Genomic DNA, 17,087 nt, shown 5'->3' with positions numbered 1-17,087 from the left:
AGATACGCGCAGACCTCCACCAGGCACTACTCGAACTCGCCTGCTCCATCATCTGCTTGCGACGACTACGAACCGCATTCTGAAACGATCAGTTACAGCCTCCCGTTGGGCCTCGGGTCGACCTTGCTGCCCGGTGCCGGACAACTTCGAGGGAATGAGTTCACAGCAGAAGCGTCGGACCCTGAGGCTTCAGGAGGGCATCGACCGGAGGATGACCCACAGGCAACTGGTGGAGCTGTTGCAGGGAACAGCCCCTGGCCCTCAGTGAACTGCTCCAGTCGTTCCGCGTCGCCGAGAGCACGACGTAGCGGGCCTCTCAGGCGCTCTCGGAGCCCGTGGCGTGGCTGATCAGAGCCTTGGTGCTGGCGGTGCTGGCGCCCACTGGCTGCTCTGACGGGGGCTACGGCGACACCTGCCTCCCTCGGGCGGGGTGTCGCCTTGGCGGCGAGTACCGCGTCCATGCGTTTAGTGATCGTTTATTGAGGCTCGGCAGAGTGTGAGGTGTCGGGAAGGATTCTTCGCAGGGGACGGTATGGCCAAGTTGTATCTGGAGAAGCTCAAGTGCGTCACGGCTGAGGGCTGGAGCGGCTTCGATGAGCCGAGGCTTGTCGTCCAGGATCGCGGCACTGTGTGGAATGGGACGGTGCTGGGAGACCGGATGTACACCGTCAAGTATGACTGCGACTTCACGGGAACGATTGCTGTCTCTCTCTGGGAGGACGGCGGCCCGGACAGGGATGACAGGCTCGGGAAGCAGTGGATTACGGATACGCCTGGTGAACGCAGTCTGCACTTCAGGGCGGATGGTGCTGAGTACAACCTGCTGTATGCGGTGGAGTGAGTAGCTCGCACTGCGCTGCCGTGATGTGCAGGTGGTGCTGCGAGGGGTCCTTGCCGGTGAGGGCTCTCTCAGCTTGTCACGGCGGGCTCAGGCTGCGGAGGATGCGCGGGCTCGGTGGGCGAGGTCGTTGCATTGCCGGCGGCGCCGGGCCCGGCGCCTGGCGGACGAGGCGGTGGCGATCTGACGTTGGACATGCGGAAGCGAGGACTACGTCCGCGACGTCACTGGCATGCCGATCGAGGTTGTTCGTGAGAATACGCCGGGTGTTGAGCGTGGACGATGAACTCCGCCCGTTTCTCGGGGACTTGGGCGCAGTCGCAGTGCTCCAGTACGCGTGCTTCCAGAGCGTCCAGCGACTTGAGGGAGTAGTCGAAGGGGAGTCATCGCCGACCAGAACCTTCTCCAACAACAGCAGTTGATACGGCGGATCGCCGATCCAGTTCTGAAGCAGTTGCCGCGGGGAGTTCTCCGGCTCTGTCTCAGTGACCATGGTGAGCATGCGGAAACTGTAGGGGCGAGCACCGACAGCACCGGTTTCGACATGTGGTGAGCCGGCGGGGTTTGCACCCGAGAAGGAATGGTCGAATGACAGGGCGCCTGTCGCGCCTGCACTGATCATTCCTCAGCAAATTCGCAGCAACATGCATTTCTCACGGGTTCTTCATGACAGACGTGACTGTTTGCCGCCCCTGCGCCATGACAGCGTCATACCTGTCACCAGAGCCGAGGGAGTGCGATGAACAAGGGTTACGCCGTCTTCTGCGACGCCGACCGGCAGTTCTACGACGCTCCCCACCGGCTGTCGGCGACCGGCAAGGGGCGTGGAGCTCCCTACGCGACGCTGAGCCGGGAGCTGCCGGAGGGCTGGCAGCGCCACCGCTCGGGCGACTGGCTGGCGTTCCGGCCACTGGACCGTGAACTCCCCAGTCAGGGCTGGAAGATCCATATCTCGGCCTGCCTGGACAACGCCGAAAGGGTGCTGGCGAAGGTCTGGGACTACTGCGTCCCGCGCTCGGTGGCCTTCAAATGCATACCGAGCCGGTATCTGCTGCACACCCGCAACGCCAAGTACGCCGACCGCGGCGCCAGCGGAAAGTTCCTCACCGTCTACCCGGCCGACGATGAGCAATGCCGCCTCATCGCCGAGGAGTTGGACGAACTGCTCGCCGGCGAACCGGGGCCGTACATCCTCAGCGATCTGCGCTGGGGCGCCGGTCCGGTGTATGTGCGCTACGGCAGCTTCACCGAGCGGCACTGCTACGATGACAGGGGCGAACTCCGCCCCGCGATCGAGGACGACCACGGGCGCCTGGTCCCCGACCTCAGAGAGCCCGCGTTCCGCGTCCCGGAGTGGGTCACCCTCCCGGATTTCCTCGAGCCGCATCTGGCCGCCCGCTCTGCCACCACCGTCGCCGACCTGCCGTACAAGATCGAGCAGGCGCTGCACTTCTCCAACGGCGGCGGGGTCTACGTCGGCCGGGATCTGCGGACGGACCAACGGGTGGTGCTCAAGGAGGCGCGGCCGTACGCCGGACTGGCCGCCGATGAGGCAGATGCCGTGACCCGGCTGGAGCGCGAGCGGGACGCGTTGAAGAGGCTGTCGGGGCTCGGCTGCGCCCCCGAGGTGCACGACTGGTTCACCCTCGGCGACCACACCTTCTTGGTGCTGGAATTCATCGAAGGCCGGCCGCTGAACAGCTTCTTCGCGCACCGCCACCCGCTGATCGAGGCTGATCCGACCCCTGATCGGCTCGCGGAGTACACCCAGTGGGCCATGCGTGTGCACGGTCTGGTGGCCGACGCGGTCAAGACGATCCACTCCCGTGGCGTCGTCTTCAACGATCTGCATCTGTTCAACATCATGATGTCCGAGGACGAGTCCTCCGTGGTGCTCCTGGACTTCGAGGCCGCTGCCGTCGACGACGAATGCAGCCGCCAGGTGATCGCCAACCCGGGCTTTGTCGCCCCCGCGGACCGCAGGGGTTTCGACGTCGACCACTACGCCCTGGCCTGCCTGCGCCTGGCGCTGTTCCTCCCGCTCACCAGCCTCTTCGCGGTGGACCGCGGCAAGGCGGCACACCTCGCGCAGATCGCCGCCGCGCAGTTCCCGGTGCCCCGCGACTACCTCGACGAGGCGGTGGCCGAAATCCTCCGGGGCCGCCAGCCGGCGAGCGGCTCCGGCCACACGGACCGGCGCGGGGGAGCGGACTACTTACCCGTAGCCCTCGGCGACTGGCCGCACAGCCGCGACTCCATGGCCCGCGCTGTGCTCGCCTCGGCCACTCCCGAGCGGGAGGACCGCTGCTTCCCCGGCGACATCGCCCAGTTCGCCACGGCAGGAGGGGGCACCTGCTTCGCCTACGGGGCGGCCGGGGTGCTGTACGCCCTGGCGGAGACCGGCGCGGAGCGCTGCCCGGAGGCGGAGGAGTGGCTGCTGCGCAGGACGAAGACCCCCGCGCCCGGCAGCTCGCTCGGCTTCTACGACGGCCTCTCCGGCGTCGCCTGGGTCCTGGATCGGCTCGGACACCGGGAACGGGCCCTGGACCTCATCGACACCATCGAAGCCCAGAGCCGGCAGGACATCGCACCGGACCTGCACAGCGGACTGGCCGGCCTCGGCCTGGCACTCGACTCTCTGGCCCACACCACCGGCGAACGCTTCCTTGAGGAGCGTGCCCTGCACTGTGCGCAGCTCGTGGCCGACAAGCTCCGCACCGCCGCGCCGTCGGCCGAAGGCGGTGCGCGGCCCCGCGCCGGGCTGCTGCACGGAGACAGCGGAGCGGCACTTCTCTTCCTGCGCCTGTACGAGCGCCGCGGCGACCCCGCGCTGCTCGATCTGGCCGCCGACGCCTTGCGTCGGGACCTGGCCCGGTGTGTCCGCGGCGCGGGCGGCGCACTCCAGGTCGACGAGGGCCGGCGGACCATGCCCTACCTCGGCGCCGGCAGCGTCGGCATCGGCATGGTGCTCGACGACTTCCTCGCCCACCGTCCGGATGACGCCTTTGAACGGGCGCGGGCCGAGATCGTGCAGGCCGCCCAAGCCAAGTTCTATGCCCAGCCCGGCCTGTTCCGTGGCGCGGCGGGCATGGTGCTGCACCTCAGCCGCACCACGGCCGGCGGCCCCGGCACCCACGCCGCCGATCTCCGCCGCCAGATCGACTCCCTTTCCTGGGGCGCCGTCCCCTATCGAGGGCACCTCGCCTTCGCCGGGGAGCAGATGATGCGGCTCTCCATGGACCTGAGCACCGGCACCGCCGGATGTCTGCTCGCACTGGGCAGCGCGCTGCACGACACACCCGTGCACCTGCCCTTCCTCCCGCCGCCACGGCGGTCCTGAAGCCGGCCCCGTCCGGGGCCGATCGAGAAACATCCCCGTCCCCATGAATGAGAGGAACCACCATGACCCTTCTCGACCTGCAGACGATGGAAACCCCCAAGGCCGAGGCCACGGAGGAGCTCCACACCGGCAGCCGCGCCAGCCTGCTGCTCTGCGGCGACAGCAGCCTGAGCGTCACCACCTGTAACTGACTCTCCGGCGCCACGGAGCTTCGGAATCCGTAGCGCGAAAGTCATGGGCGAGCCCCGGGCGGCAACACCGTCCGGGGCCTGCCACAGCCACCCGTGTACGTCCCTTGGAGGCGAGGTCCCCACCCCTATGCCCCGTACCCCCCGGCCCCCGTCGGCCGCCCGGCGCAGGCCGGACGCGGGTGTCCGCTCTGTCCTGACCGGAGCCTTTCGGCACAGCCCCGCACGCGCCACCGCCGTCTGCCTCTTCAGCGTGGCGTCCGCGGGTTCCGCCGTCGCCCTGCCCGCCGTACTCGGTCACACTCTCGACCTCGTGCTCGGCGCACGTCCGGGCCTCCACGGTGCGCTGGCCCTGTGTGCCGCGCTGCTGCTCGCGGAAGTGTTCCTCGACGCACTGGTCGCGCTGACCGGCGGCGTCACCACCGCCCGCAGCACCGCCTGGCTTCGCAGGCGCGGAATCGACCATCTGATGTCCCTGGCACCGCACCGTGTCACCGACCGCTTCACCCCCGGTGACCTGGTGACCCGCCTCACCGGAAACGCCGCCGACGCCGGGACCGCACCCACCACCACGGCCAGCGGTCTCGCCGCCCTGGTCACTCCGGTCGGTTCCTTGATCCTCCTGGCCCTCACCGACATCTGGCTGGCCGCCGTGTTCCTCGCCGGGCTCCCGCTGCTGACTCGGCTGCTGCACGTCTTCGCCCGCGGATCGTCCGACAGCGTCCGGCGCTATCAACGCGCCCAGGCGGACATCGCGACCCGGCTCGTCGAGGTGCTCGGCGGCGCCCGGACCATCGCCGCGGCCGGAACCGCGGAGCGTGAGCAGGCCCGGGTCCTGGCACCGCTTCCCGAACTGGGCGCGCAGGGACGGCACATGTGGCAGGTATACGGTCGCGCCGTGGTCGGCAGCAGCATCCTGGTGCCGCTGCTGACCACCACCGTCCTCGCCGTCGGCGGACTCCGGCTGGCGTACGGCGGCCTGTCCGTCGGCGAGCTGCTGGCGGCCTCCCGATACGCCGCCCTCACCGCCGGACTGGGCGGGGTGGTGGGACAGCTCAACACCCTGGTGCGCAGCCGCGCCGCGGCCCACCGCATCGGCGAACTGCTCGCCCTGCCCGCGGCAGCCCACGGCTCCCGGCCGCTGCCCGCCGACGGCTGCGGCCGGCTCGAACTGCGTGCGGTCACTGTCGTCCGCGGCGGTGCCCCCTCGCTGCACGGCATCGACCTGGTGGTGCCAGGGGGCACGACCATGGCTGTCGTCGGGCACTCGGGGTCGGGCAAGTCGCTGCTCGCCGCCGTCGCGGGACGGCTCACCGACCCTGACGGCGGACAGGTGCTGCTGGACGGCGTACCGCTCGGCGAGGCCGATCCGTCCCAGCTGCGCCGCGAGATCGGCTACGCCTTCGAACGCCCCGCCCTGTTCGGCGCCACCGTAGGGGCCGCCATCGGCTTCGGCCCCTACGAGCCCCCGGCCCATGCGATCGAGGCCGCCGCCCGCGCGGCCGGTGCGGACTCGTTCGTCCGGCTGCTTCCGGACGGATACCGCACGCCGCTCGCCGGGGCCCCGCTGTCCGGAGGGGAGGTCCAACGCCTCGGCCTGGCACGGGCCTTCGCCCATGCCGGCCGTCTGCTCATCCTGGACGACGCCACCTCCAGCCTGGACAGCGTCACCGAACTCCACGTCAGCCGGGCCCTGGTGCATGACGTAAGGACCGGCAGCCGGCTGCTGATCGCCCATCGCGTCTCCTCCGCCGCCCGCGCCGATCTCGTCGCCTGGATGGAGAACGGCCGACTGCGCGCCGTCGCCCCGCACGACCGTCTCTGGGCGGATGCCGACTACCGAGCGGTCTTCGCCCATACCGACGACGCGGACTCCCGGACCGCCGCATGACGACGCCGACGGCACGACTGCAGCCCCGGGCGATGCGCTTTCTCCGCCGCCGGACCCGCGTACTACTGCTGCTGGCCGGCTGGTCACTGCTGGAGTCCGCACACACCTTCCTCAGCGGCTATGGCGTGGCAAAGGCCCTGGACCAGGGCTTTCTGGCCGGCGATACCGGCGTCGGGCTGGCCTGGCTGGCCGTCTCCGCGCTCGCCGTCGTTGCCGGCGGCCTGGCCGGCCGAGGGGTCTTCCGCGGCCTTGCCGGCCTCGTCGAGCCGCTGCGCGACAGCCTGATACGTCAGGTGGTGTCGCGCTCGCTGACGCAAGCGGTGGCGCATCCGGCTCGCGCGGCGGACAGCGCCGTGGTCTCCCGGCTGACCAACCAGACCGAGATCGCCCGGGACAGCTTCGCCGGACTGGTCCTGGGCGCCCGCTCCTTCGTGTTCACCGCTGCCGGCGCGGTGCTCGGACTCCTGTCCCTGGCCCCCCTGTTGCTGCTGATCGTCATGCCTCCGCTCGCCGCCGGGCTGCTGCTCTTCCTGGCCACCCTCCGGCCGATGGCGGCCCGCCAGCGCGCCTGTCTGCAGGCGGACGAGGATCTGTCGACGCAGTTCGGGACCGTCGCCGAGGGGCTGCGCGACGTGGTGGCCTGCGGGGCGCAGCAGCCGACCGCGGCGCGGGCCCACGGCTTGATCGAGGACGAGGCCTGCGCGGCACGACAGCTGGCGGGCTGGGCCGCCGTCCGCTGTCTTGCGCTCGGCCTGGCGGGCCAACTGCCGATCCTGCTGCTGCTGGTCACCGCGCCCTGGCTGCTGCGGCAAGGACTCACCGCTGGTGTCGTACTGGGCGCGCTGACCTATCTCACCCAGTCCCTGCTGCCTGCACTGCACACCCTGATGAATGCGCTCGGCTCGGCCGGCACCCGGCTGCTCGTGGTCCTCGACCGGCTCACCACCGGCCCCGCCCAGGACCCGGAGGCCACCGCCACCGTAGAGCCGACCCCCACCGCAGCGCCGCTCTCCACCACCACACCGGATCCCGCGCCCCTGGTCGCAGCCCCCTCTCTCGCCCCTGTCCCACCCCTCGTCCCCGCCGCGCCCGGCGGCCCCCGCGTCGAACTGCGGGCGGTGACCTTCGCCTACGGGCCCGCCGCGCAGCCCGTGCTGCACGATCTCGACCTGACCGTCGAACCGGGCGAGCACCTCGTCGTGGTGGGGCCGAGCGGCATCGGAAAGTCGACCCTGACCGCTCTCGTCGCCGGCCTGCTCGAACCCGCCCACGGCGAGATACGCGTGGCCGGCCGCCCGGTCCGCGCAGGATCCGGCCCGTCCCTGCCGCGCGTCCTCATCCCGCAACAGGCCTACGTCTTCTCCGGAACCCTGCGCGAGAACCTGGGCTATCTGTGCCCCGACGGCGCACCGACGTCCGCGTTGCAGACATCATCGGACGCCGTCGGCCTGGGCCAACTGGTGTGCCGGCTGGGCGGATGGGACGCGCAGCTCGATCCGAACACCCTGTCCCAGGGCGAGCGGCAGCTGATCGCACTGGCCAGGGCCCATCTGTCACCCGCCCCGCTCGTCCTCCTCGACGAGGCGACCTGCCACCTCGACCCGGCGGCGGAGATGCGGGCCGAACGCGCCTTCGCGGAGCGCCCCGGAACTCTGATCGTCGTGGCGCACCGGATCACCTCGGCTCGCCGGGCCGACAGGATCCTGGTGCTCGACGGCGCCCGAGCCACCTGCGGCACCCATGACGAACTGCTCGGCCGCTCGGTCCTCTATCGCGACCTGGCAGGAAGCTGGCAGCCGGGGACACGTGAGCGTAGTGCGGGACTCTCCGCAAAGTCACGCCCTCCGGGCGGATGACGCCACTTCGCGCAAGCCGTGAACGCCACTTCGCGCAAGCCGTGAACGCCACTTCGCGCAAGCCGTGAACGCCACTTCGCGCAAGCCGTGACGCGACGTTGCGCAAAGCCGTGACGCGACGTTGCGCAAAGCCAAGGCTCACCAGGAACACAAGCAGCCTGCCTTTAGACCCAGCCTGCCCCCTGCGATATGCGTATGGCGTCCACCCGGTTTCGAGCACCGGTTTTGCGATTGATCGCCGCCATGTAATTACGTACCGTCCCGCTGCTCAGATGCAATTCACGGGCGATCTCGGAGACGGAAGCGCCTCCTGCGGCGAGCGACAGCACGCTCAACTCACGTGGCGTCAGCGGCATGTCGGCGGCCTCGAGGAAATCCGGTGTGAGCGAATGGTCGACATAGCGCTTCCCGGCCGCCACCAGATTTATGGCGTGCAGCAGCCGCGCCGGTGGCGCGTCCTTGTCCACAAAGCCCCGCGCGCGTGCGGAGATGGCCCGGCGTAGGGTGCCGGGCCGGCAGGCACTGACCAGAACCAGCAACGCGCACCCCGGGCCGCCCGGATGGTCCGCCGATGACACCGAACCCGCGCAGTCCACGTCCACGACGCACACCTGCGGCCGGAAGGAACGGGCACGCCCGGGTGCGGTTCTCCAGCAGGCGGCGACAGCGTCGATGCCCTCCTCGTCGCGCAACAGCGCGGTGAGCGCCGAGCGCAGCAGCCGCGTTTCGTGCACCACCAAGACCCGGATCACGTTCGCCCCTTCGTTTCTGTTTTTGCGTGTCTGCCCCGTTGCCGAACGTTGCCCGTGAAACAACAGGCGATGTGCCACTCCATGGGCCTCTGCCGCAGCACACGGTTTCAGCCCCGATCGATGCCCTGCTGAATTGTCACGGCTGGCATTCCCGCCAGATGGACTTTCGTTGGATCTGACTGGAAACCGTGTCATCACGCCCGGATGCTGCCTCGTTCATTCCTTGTCACGCTGACCGGACTCCACAATTCGCATCGTGGACGGTAACCGTTGGTAAGCCCGTCGGTCAGTGCGCGGACGAAGTGGCCACGGCCGATCCACGCGTGCCCGGGGGATGGCGGTGTCGTAGGAACTTCACACACCAAGGGGTCTGCTTCCGGAAAGCGCATGTGACGAAAGACGGAGCGATTCCCGCCATCTGTGCGATGGCCGCTTAGCGGGTTGTTTCCTGCGCCTGTTACGGGTGAGGCGCAGGTGCCAGGTGACCGTTGCTGGGTGGGTCGGCTGCCGGGCCCTTCATGTGGACTTCAGCGCCGGGCCGATGGTCGCCGCGCGCGGGGGCCAGGTCTGGGCAGCGAGGATGCCGAGGGCGTAGGCGCGAGCGACCAGCGCGCACCTGTTGGGAGCGTCCAGGAGGTCCCGTAGGCGGCTCAGGTGGTAGTCGACGGTCTGCCGGGAGAGGTGCAGCGAGGTGGCGATGTCCGCGTTGCTGCGGCCGGCCGCCAGCAGGGACAGAATACGTTCCTGGCTTGCCGTCAGGTCGGGATGGGGCGGGTGGGCGATGCCCTGGTGGGTGATGACCGCCCAGACGCCGGTGGCGCGGGCCGCGCTTCGCCCCACCGTCGTCAGATGCAGCCGGGCCCTGCGCTGCCGACCGTGGGCGTCGATGAGTACGGCGGAGGTCTGGATCCGTCGGCTGCGGCGGACTATCAGGTCGCGCCAGCCGCGCCACAGACCGGCTGATTGCGATACGGGCGCCAGTACGCTGTCGGCCCGGCGGCCGACCAGGTCGGACACCCGGATCTGCAGCAGTTCGGCGGCCGCCGCGTTCGCCTGCTGGATCCGGCCGCCGGCGGAGATCAGCGCGCACGGCAGCCCGCTGTGATCGCGCAGCGCGCACAGGCTTTCCTCTGCCTCCCGGCGCTGGTGGAGTGCGCGGGTGTAGTCGCTGATGTCGATGTAGATGCCGGCCACGCAGGTCTCGGTGCCTTCCTGTACGGGGAAGCGATGACCGGCCGCCTGCCCGCTGCTGCCGTCCGGGCGGTGATAGGTGAGGGTGTGCCGCACCGGTTTTCCGCGAGTGAGCACATCGTTGTCGAGGGCGAGGACCCGTGCGGCGTCGACGGGGGAGTCGACCTCCTCGACGTGCTTGCCGATGATCTGCTCCGGTGTGGTGCCGTACAGGTGGGCGTAGGCGTGGTTCGCCCAGAGGTGGTGACCGCCGGCATCCCGGATGAAGGCCGCGGCGGGGGCCAGGTCGGCGAAGGCGTCGTAACGACGGTCGGCGGCCGGACCGGTGCCCACCTCCACGGCGAGTCCGAGGGAGCGCCCCTGCCGCGGCGCCCCGACGGGCCAGTGCACGTCGAAGAGCCGGCCGTCGAACTGCGCCTGCCAGTGGCTGAGTCCGGCGGCGGACGGGCCGTATGGCTTCTGGCGCACGGTGTCCAGGAAGCGCTGCGCGGTCCCCGTGTCGTCGAAGGCGCCACCGCCGCTGTCGATCACACGCAGCTCACGGTCGGCCTCCCACCAGGACGCCGGAAGGTGCTCGAGCAGCGAATTCAGACCGGTCTCGTCCACAACGACCTCTCTGTGGTGATGAGTTCACGAGTCCAGCGACGGCACGTATGCCGCGCCACCGCCATGCGTATCCGGCGCTCCCCGGGCGCATACGCACTTCTCGGCCGATCTGGGCGCATGTGTCCGGCCTCCGGACGCACTCCCTCCACCGCCATACAGCATCACGGAATCTCCACCGGCTGACCGCGAAGTCCACAACTCTGGCGTTTGCCTGAGTGCGTGAGGCCCGCCGTGGCGCAGCGGGCGGCGCCCGGCTGCTTCGCTTGAGGTACGGCGAACGGACAGCGGATCCGGCGTCGTCGGCCGCCCCGGTCCACCGGTAGGTACGGCCCCCACCCGCCTGTAGAGGAGTCGGATTCCAGTGAGCACTGTGCTGTTCGTGTATGCCAAGGGCGGTCCGCCCTTGGGGTATGCCCTGTCACGGGTCGCCGCGCGGTCGGCAGTGCACCTGCTGGCGCTCAGCACGCTGCCGTCCACCGCAGCCCCGGCCGCCGAGCGGCTGTGCGCCTCGGTGGTGAACCCCGACAGGGCCGAGCGGGACGATCTGGTGTCCTTGATCGTCTCCCGGGCCGAGGCCGTCGGCGCGGACGCGATCGTCACCTTCTCCGAGTACGCGGTCGTCGCGGTCGCCGAGGCCTGTGCGAAGCTCGGCCTTGCCGGGGCCGGCGGATCCAGTGCGCTCGCCCGCGACAAGCGGCTGATGCGCCGCGCCTGGATGCAGCGGGGCATCTCCCAGCCGCGGTTTCGCCCCGTGGCGGACGAGCAGGAGTTCCGCGCCGCGGCCGGCACGCTCTGCCTTCCCCTCTTGCTGAAGTCCGCCTGGAGCGCGGGCTCCACCGCACACCAGATCATTCGCTCCGCCGACGAGATACCGGCGGCCTGGGACCGGGCGAATGCCGTGATGGCCGAATCCGCGGAGCTGGGCTACGCCGAACTCCACGTGGCCGGCGCCGGTGCGGACTTCCTCGTCGAGGAAATCGTTGTGGGCACCGCGGACGGCTGGTTCGGGCAGAGCGGCTGGGGCGACTACGTCAGCGTCGAGGGGGTCGTCGCCGACGGGGAGTTCCGCCCGGTGTGTCTCACTGGCCGGATGCCGACCGTGCCGCCGTTCACCGAGCGCGCCGGCATCACCCCCGCGCCGCTGCCGGACGATGCCCAGCGGCGCATCGTGGCCCTCGCCCGCGAAGCCGTCGACGCGCTCGGCCTGGAGAACTGCGGTACCCACACGGAGGTCAAGCTCGGTGCGGACGGCCGGATGTGGGTGATCGAGACCGCCGCACGTTTCGGTGGCGCGATGACCGTTCCGCAGATCGAGGAGGTCTTCGGCCTGGACCTCATCGGCATGCTCGTCGACCACCTGCTGGGACGCCCGGTCGTATGGCCCGCCCAGGCCCTCACCTCCCAGGAGGCGCGCGGTGCGGCCGGCTCGCTCGTCGTCCTCGCCGTCGACGCCGCCGGTAACGCCTGGCCGGACCGCCGCGTCTGGGATTTCCCGACGGTACGGGACACCCTGCCGGTCAGCGCCGCCGGCCGGCTGTCCGTAGTGGCCGACAACTCGCTCCCGGACGGCGCTCCGGTGCCGGTGTACGACCCGACCGCGGGCGCCAACACGATGGCGGCGCTGTGCCTGCTCTCCGCCACCGACCCAGGAGCCGTGCTCCGCGACTTCCAGGCCCTGGTGCACGCCCTGCCGAAGATCCTGCCCCTTGCCGGCGCCACGGAGGCCCGCTCATGAGCACCACCCTCGTCCCGCCGGCCGCCGCTCCGCGTCCCGTCGCCGACCGCACGGCCGTCGGCCAACACCTTGCCCTGCCACTGTTCCGGAGCCTGGCCGGAACCCTGGCCGGCCATCCGTACCTCAAGGTCGTGGTGGACCGCGTCGAGGACACCTGGCACCTGCTCGACACCGCCGTCCACCCCTTCCACGTCGACTACATCGCCACCCGCGTCCTCGGCATGCAACCGGTGGAGCTGGACTCCTGCCTGGACGCCTTCAACGCCTCCGTCTACATGGCCCCCGACCGCCGCTTCCTGCTGGGAGTGCTCTCCTTGCACACAGACGAGGACACCGAGGGCCGCCGCCGGCCCTTCCTCGTACTGGAGACGACCGAGGCCGACACGATGGACGGTCCGTTGCTGGAGGAGTTCTACACGTGCGTCCGGCACCGGCTCGACGGCCGGCTGCCGCTCCTGCTGAAACCGGCGAACCACGGTCAGGAGCAGGCCCTCGCCCCCATCAGCGACGTCCGGGTGCCGCGGATCCTCAGCCATGAGCTCTTCGGCCATCGCACCCGCACACCACTCAATCCCGGCGAAGCCGCCGGCCGGCTCCGCCACTTCCGTACCACCGAGGAGTACGCGGCCGCGGCCGCCACACTCGGCGGATCCGACATCCTGGCCATGCCGTGCCTGCCGGACGACGTCCCTCGCGTCGCGGGCTTCATCAACACCGCGGCGACCACCCCGCTCTCGCACACCAACGTCCTCGCCTCCGGCTGGGGCATCCCCAACGCCATCGTCCGTGACCTGGACCGGCTCATCGAGGCCGAGGGCCTGGACGGCGGCTGGGTCCGCTACCGGGTCACCGAGGACGACATCAGCCTCGTCCCGCTCGCCCCGGCGGCGGTACCGGCCGCACCGGCCCGGCACCGGCAGCAGATCCGGCTGCGGACGCCGCTGCTGGACGACATCTCGGCGCGACCGCTGCGCCGGCTGCGCCTCGCGGATCAGAACCGCTACGGCACCAAGGCGGCCCACCTCGGGGAGCTCCACCACGTCCTGGAAGCCCGCACCGCCGACCTCACCGCCTTCCACGGGCAGCCGCGACCGCCCCGCCCCGACCTCTACCGGCATCTGGCCGCCCGTCTTGGCACCACAAACCCGGCGGCCCCCAGCGAACTCCGGGCCGCGGCGGCCGACTTCGTGGCCGATACCGTCAGCGCCCCGGACGGCATCGCCCTGCCCTTCGGCCTGCAGCACCGCTTCCTGCTCTCCTCCCCGGCACTGCGCGAGGGCGTCATCCGCCTCAAGGCGGCCCTCGACGGCGACGCCCCCGAGGCCCTGGATCCGCTCTGCCTGCGGCTGCAACAGCTCGTCCGCACCACCGCCCTCCCCGACGAGGTGGCCCGCGAAATCGTCCGGGCACTGCCCATCGGGCCGGCCGCCGGCCACCGTCTCGTGGTCCGCTCGTCCGCCAACGCCGAGGACCTGCCCGGCTTCTCCGCGGCGGGCGTCTACACGTCGGTCACCTCTGTGTACGGCGCGGACCAGCTCCTCGACGCCGTGCGTGAGGTGTGGGCCTCCCTGCTGTCGCCGCGCAGCGTTCGGCTCCGCCATCAGGCGGGCATCTCCCCCGACGACACCTACATGGGCGTGATCGTCCAGCCGTACGCGCCGGCCGCCCTCGGCGGGGTGCTGGTGACCTGCAACCCGACCAGGCGCTCGGACTTCCGCAACGTCTGCCTGAACTGCTCGCCCGGATCGCCCGAGGCCGTCGTCGACGGCACGGCGCTGCCCCTTCAATACCTCTACAACACGGTCGAGGGCGGTGGCCGCACCGTCGCGCTCGGTTCGTCCGGGACGGACCTGCCCGCCGCCACACGGGAGAGGCTGGCGCACCTGGCCCTGGCCGGCCGGCTGCTCCAGTCGCACTTCAGCGCACCGGACGTGGACCGTCCGCTCGACATCGAGTGGCTGATGACCGATCAGGGCGCGTTCCACCTGGTCCAGATCCGCCCCTACGCACGATGAGCCGCCGCAGCACCCACCCAGGCAGCGCCGGTACACCGCGGACCGTGCCCCGGCCCCTGACCCCACGGGCCCGCCGGATCATCCGCCTGAACAACGCCTTCCAGCTGCTGTTCAACCTCCTGTGGTGGATGCCGGTCTTCTACGCCTACCAGCGGCAGGCGGGCCTCTCCGACGGACAGATCTTCGGCATCCAGAGCATCTACTACATCGCCTTCTGCCTGTTCGAGATTCCGACGGGACTGGTGGCCGACCGCATCGGGGCCCGCAACTGCCTGCGCGCCGGTGCCGTGGTGATGACCGCGGCGAACCTTGCCCCCCTCCTCGCTCCCACGTACACAGGTTTCCTGGCGCACTTCCTGGCGATCGCCGCCGGACGCTCCCTGACCTCCGGTGCCGCCAGCGCCTACCTTTACGACAGCCTGCACGCCCAAGGCGCGGGCGAGCACTACCTGAAGGCCGAGGGACAGGCGAGGGCGTGGGGCCTGGGCGCGAAGGTGCTGTGCTGGCCGCTGGTCGGCCCGCTCATGGACCTCGTGCACGGCGCACCGTACGCACTGAGCGCCGGCAGCGCCGCCGGCTCGCTCCTCTGCGCCCAGGTCCTGCCGGGCCGTGCCCCGGCCCCGCACGTCGCCGCCCCGCGCCGCCGCCCCGCGGCCCTGCACGACGCCACGGCGGCGCTGCGCACCCTACGCGCCACCCCGTGGCTCGCCCTGGTCATGGTCCAGGGAGTAGCGGTCTTCACCCTCTCCCGGCTCTGCCAGGTCAACCTTTTCCAGCCGGTGCTGCTGAACCACGGCATCGGCGAGAGCTCGCACGGCGCGGTACTGGCCGCCATGACCGTCGCGGAGGCGGTGGCCTCGGCCCGCCCGCAGTGGCTCACTTCGCGGCTGCGGCCGGCGGCATGGGTGACACTGCTCAGCCTCGCGATGGCCGGGACACTGGCGGGTTTCGCCCTCGGCGGCCCGTGGACCGTCGTCGTTCTGCTCTGCCTGTTCGCCGCCGTCTGCGGCTTCACCTACCCGCTCCAGCGCAAGCTGGTGAACGATGCCATTCCCCCTGGCGCACCACGTGCCACCCTGCTCTCCGTCGAGAGCATCGTCGACCGCGCCGTGTGTGCCCTGGCGGCCGTGGCCGCGGGTGCCTACCTCGCGGCCGGCCGGCTGGACGCCCTGCTGTGGCACAGCGCCCTGCTGACCGGCGTCCTGATGGCCGTCTGGCACCTGGCCGTACGACGCTCTGCCCGGTCCCGTGCCCGCAGGCTGACTGCCGAAATGCGCTTCGTGCCGCGTGAGGGGCGCCCTGCTGCGGTGCGGTGAAGAGGGTCACCTCGTGCCGCGACTTCGCCGGTCTCGACCTTGGTCACAGTTGGCGTGGCGAGGTGACAGCTGTCTCGGCTCGGCACACTGAGCCGCACATGGCCGTGGGCTGCTAGGTTGCGTCCAGGCGAACGCGTGTACGGAGGCTGTGCTGTGATCGGGCTGGGAGCACTAGCGGGGATCGCGGTGGTGGAGCTCGGCATGGTGCTGACGCCGGGGCCGAACATGATCTACCTGGTCTCCCGCTCGATCGCCCAGGGCCGACGGGCGGGGCTGATCTCGCTGGCCGGGGTCTTTCTCGGCTTCCTGGCCTACCTCTTCGCGGTGTCCGCCGGTATCGCCACCGTCTTCGCGCTGGTGCCGGAGATCTACCTGGCGATCAAGCTGGCCGGAGCGGGCTACCTGCTCTGGCTGGCCTGGAAGGCCGTCCGGCCGGGCAACCGATCCGCTGTCGCGACCCAGGAGTTGACGCAGGACGGGGCCCGCAAGCTCTTCCTGATGGGCTTCCTCACCTGCCTGCTCAATCCCAAGGTGGCCGTCCTCTACATCTCGCTGCTGCCGCAGTTCGTCGACCCGACGCGCGGCCATGTCGGCCTGCAGGGGCTGCTGTTGGGGCTGACCCAGATCGCGGTGGGGGTCGCGGGCAACGCGTTCTTCATCGTGACGGCCGGCTCCGTCGCCGGGTTCTTCGCCCGGCATCCGCTCTGGCAGCGCCTGCACCGGTATGCGATGGGCACCGCGCTGGCGGGCTTCGCCGTCAGGATCGCCACCGAACGAACGGGCGCGGTGGTCGCCCTGCGCTGACAGCTGACAGCCGACAGCTGGGCGCTGAGGGCGACCACCGCAGGTGAGCTGACCGATGTCAGCCGATGTTACTGCGAGAAGATCTTCGAGAACTCGTACGGCGCTTGCGGGATGTTGGTGCACTTGAACAGGGCGCCGGGGCAGGCGTTGGCGTCCCGGCCGATGAGAGGGCTCGATCCCTTTGCGGGCGATGCGGTGGGTGATGCCCCGGCTTCGAAGCCATGGACCAGTGGTCGCAGAGCCTGGCTGTCATGGAGGTTGGCCGCGGAGACACGGAGGGACAGTGGCAGTCCGTTCCGGTCAGTGATCAGGTGGATTTCCGATCCCGGCTTGCCGCGGCCGGTCGGATTCGGTTCCGTCAGCGGCCCCCTTGCCGTCCCCCATTCCCCTTGGCAGGGAAGGGTGCCGGCCCACAGGACGGGCCCGGTAGTGTGCTGGGCTATGGGAACTGGGGGGACGAGGAACCAAGGACCGGGCACCGAACGGTTATGGCGTGCACGTCCGCCGCTGCACGCCGATGCCACGTACGACGCTGTCGTCGTCGTACCGGGGATA

Annotated in this window: 11 protein-coding genes and 1 pseudogene; 9 read left to right on the top strand and 3 right to left on the bottom strand. The window is 70.4% G+C overall.

Features of this window, described 5'->3' with window-relative positions; translation table 11 throughout:
* Positions 1 to 532 precede the first annotated feature (532 nt).
* From AB0D04_RS28760 to AB0D04_RS28740, 5 genes are all read left to right on the top strand, one after another.
* Positions 533 to 841, top strand: a complete 309-nt coding sequence (locus tag AB0D04_RS28760; RefSeq protein WP_362708984.1) for a hypothetical protein — start codon at positions 533 to 535, stop codon at positions 839 to 841.
* Positions 842 to 1,577: 736 nt separating this feature from the next.
* Positions 1,578 to 4,178 (top strand): class III lanthionine synthetase LanKC, encoded by a 2,601-nt coding sequence (gene lanKC, locus AB0D04_RS28755; RefSeq protein ID WP_362708981.1) that lies wholly within the window; start codon positions 1,578 to 1,580, stop codon positions 4,176 to 4,178.
* Positions 4,179 to 4,240: 62 nt separating this feature from the next.
* Positions 4,241 to 4,369: a SapB/AmfS family lanthipeptide gene (locus AB0D04_RS28750; RefSeq protein WP_238570329.1), complete on the top strand. Its 129-nt coding sequence runs from the start codon at positions 4,241 to 4,243 to the stop codon at positions 4,367 to 4,369.
* A gap of 127 nt (positions 4,370 to 4,496) precedes the next feature.
* A complete protein-coding gene (locus tag AB0D04_RS28745; RefSeq protein WP_362708979.1) occupies positions 4,497 to 6,257 on the top strand; it encodes an ABC transporter ATP-binding protein in 1,761 nt (586 codons plus the stop codon).
* Entirely contained in the window at positions 6,254 to 8,113 is a 1,860-nt protein-coding gene (locus tag AB0D04_RS28740; protein WP_362708976.1) for an ABC transporter ATP-binding protein, read from the top strand. Before AB0D04_RS28745 ends, AB0D04_RS28740 begins: the two co-directional genes overlap by 4 nt.
* A 164-nt stretch (positions 8,114 to 8,277) precedes the next feature.
* Here AB0D04_RS28740 and AB0D04_RS28735 read toward each other — a convergent pair whose 3' ends face one another.
* Together AB0D04_RS28735 and AB0D04_RS28730 are read right to left on the bottom strand one after the other, a co-directional pair.
* Entirely contained in the window at positions 8,278 to 8,865 is a 588-nt protein-coding gene (locus AB0D04_RS28735; RefSeq protein WP_362708974.1) for a response regulator transcription factor, read from the bottom strand.
* Positions 8,866 to 9,381: 516 nt separating this feature from the next.
* Positions 9,382 to 10,662, bottom strand: a complete 1,281-nt coding sequence (locus AB0D04_RS28730; protein WP_362708972.1) for a PAS domain-containing protein — start codon at positions 10,660 to 10,662, stop codon at positions 9,382 to 9,384.
* A gap of 361 nt (positions 10,663 to 11,023) precedes the next feature.
* Between AB0D04_RS28730 and AB0D04_RS28725 the strand changes: the two genes are divergently transcribed.
* The 4 genes from AB0D04_RS28725 to AB0D04_RS28710 all read left to right on the top strand — a co-directional run bounded on the left by AB0D04_RS28725 (position 11,024) and on the right by AB0D04_RS28710 (position 16,532).
* Positions 11,024 to 12,397: an ATP-grasp domain-containing protein gene (locus AB0D04_RS28725; protein ID WP_362708969.1), complete on the top strand. Its 1,374-nt coding sequence runs from the start codon at positions 11,024 to 11,026 to the stop codon at positions 12,395 to 12,397.
* Positions 12,394 to 14,412 (top strand): PEP/pyruvate-binding domain-containing protein, encoded by a 2,019-nt coding sequence (locus tag AB0D04_RS28720; RefSeq protein ID WP_362708966.1) that lies wholly within the window; start codon positions 12,394 to 12,396, stop codon positions 14,410 to 14,412. Before AB0D04_RS28725 ends, AB0D04_RS28720 begins: the two co-directional genes overlap by 4 nt.
* Positions 14,409 to 15,728: an MFS transporter gene (locus AB0D04_RS28715; protein WP_362708963.1), complete on the top strand. Its 1,320-nt coding sequence runs from the start codon at positions 14,409 to 14,411 to the stop codon at positions 15,726 to 15,728. Before AB0D04_RS28720 ends, AB0D04_RS28715 begins: the two co-directional genes overlap by 4 nt.
* A 153-nt stretch (positions 15,729 to 15,881) precedes the next feature.
* A complete protein-coding gene (locus tag AB0D04_RS28710) occupies positions 15,882 to 16,532 on the top strand; it encodes a LysE family translocator (protein WP_362708960.1) in 651 nt (216 codons plus the stop codon).
* Positions 16,533 to 16,703: 171 nt separating this feature from the next.
* On the opposite strand, the pseudogene AB0D04_RS28705 reads toward AB0D04_RS28710, so the two are convergent.
* Positions 16,704 to 16,891: pseudogene (locus tag AB0D04_RS28705) on the bottom strand (transposase); the annotation flags it as partial.
* Between the last annotated feature and the right edge of the window lie 196 nt (positions 16,892 to 17,087).

It is taken from the genome of Streptomyces sp. NPDC048483, from assembly GCF_040651455.1.
Classification (GTDB): Bacteria; Actinomycetota; Actinomycetes; order Streptomycetales; family Streptomycetaceae; genus Streptomyces.
The sequence above is the reverse complement of the archived record's forward strand: the minus strand, read 5'-3'. Positions and strand labels throughout refer to the sequence as shown.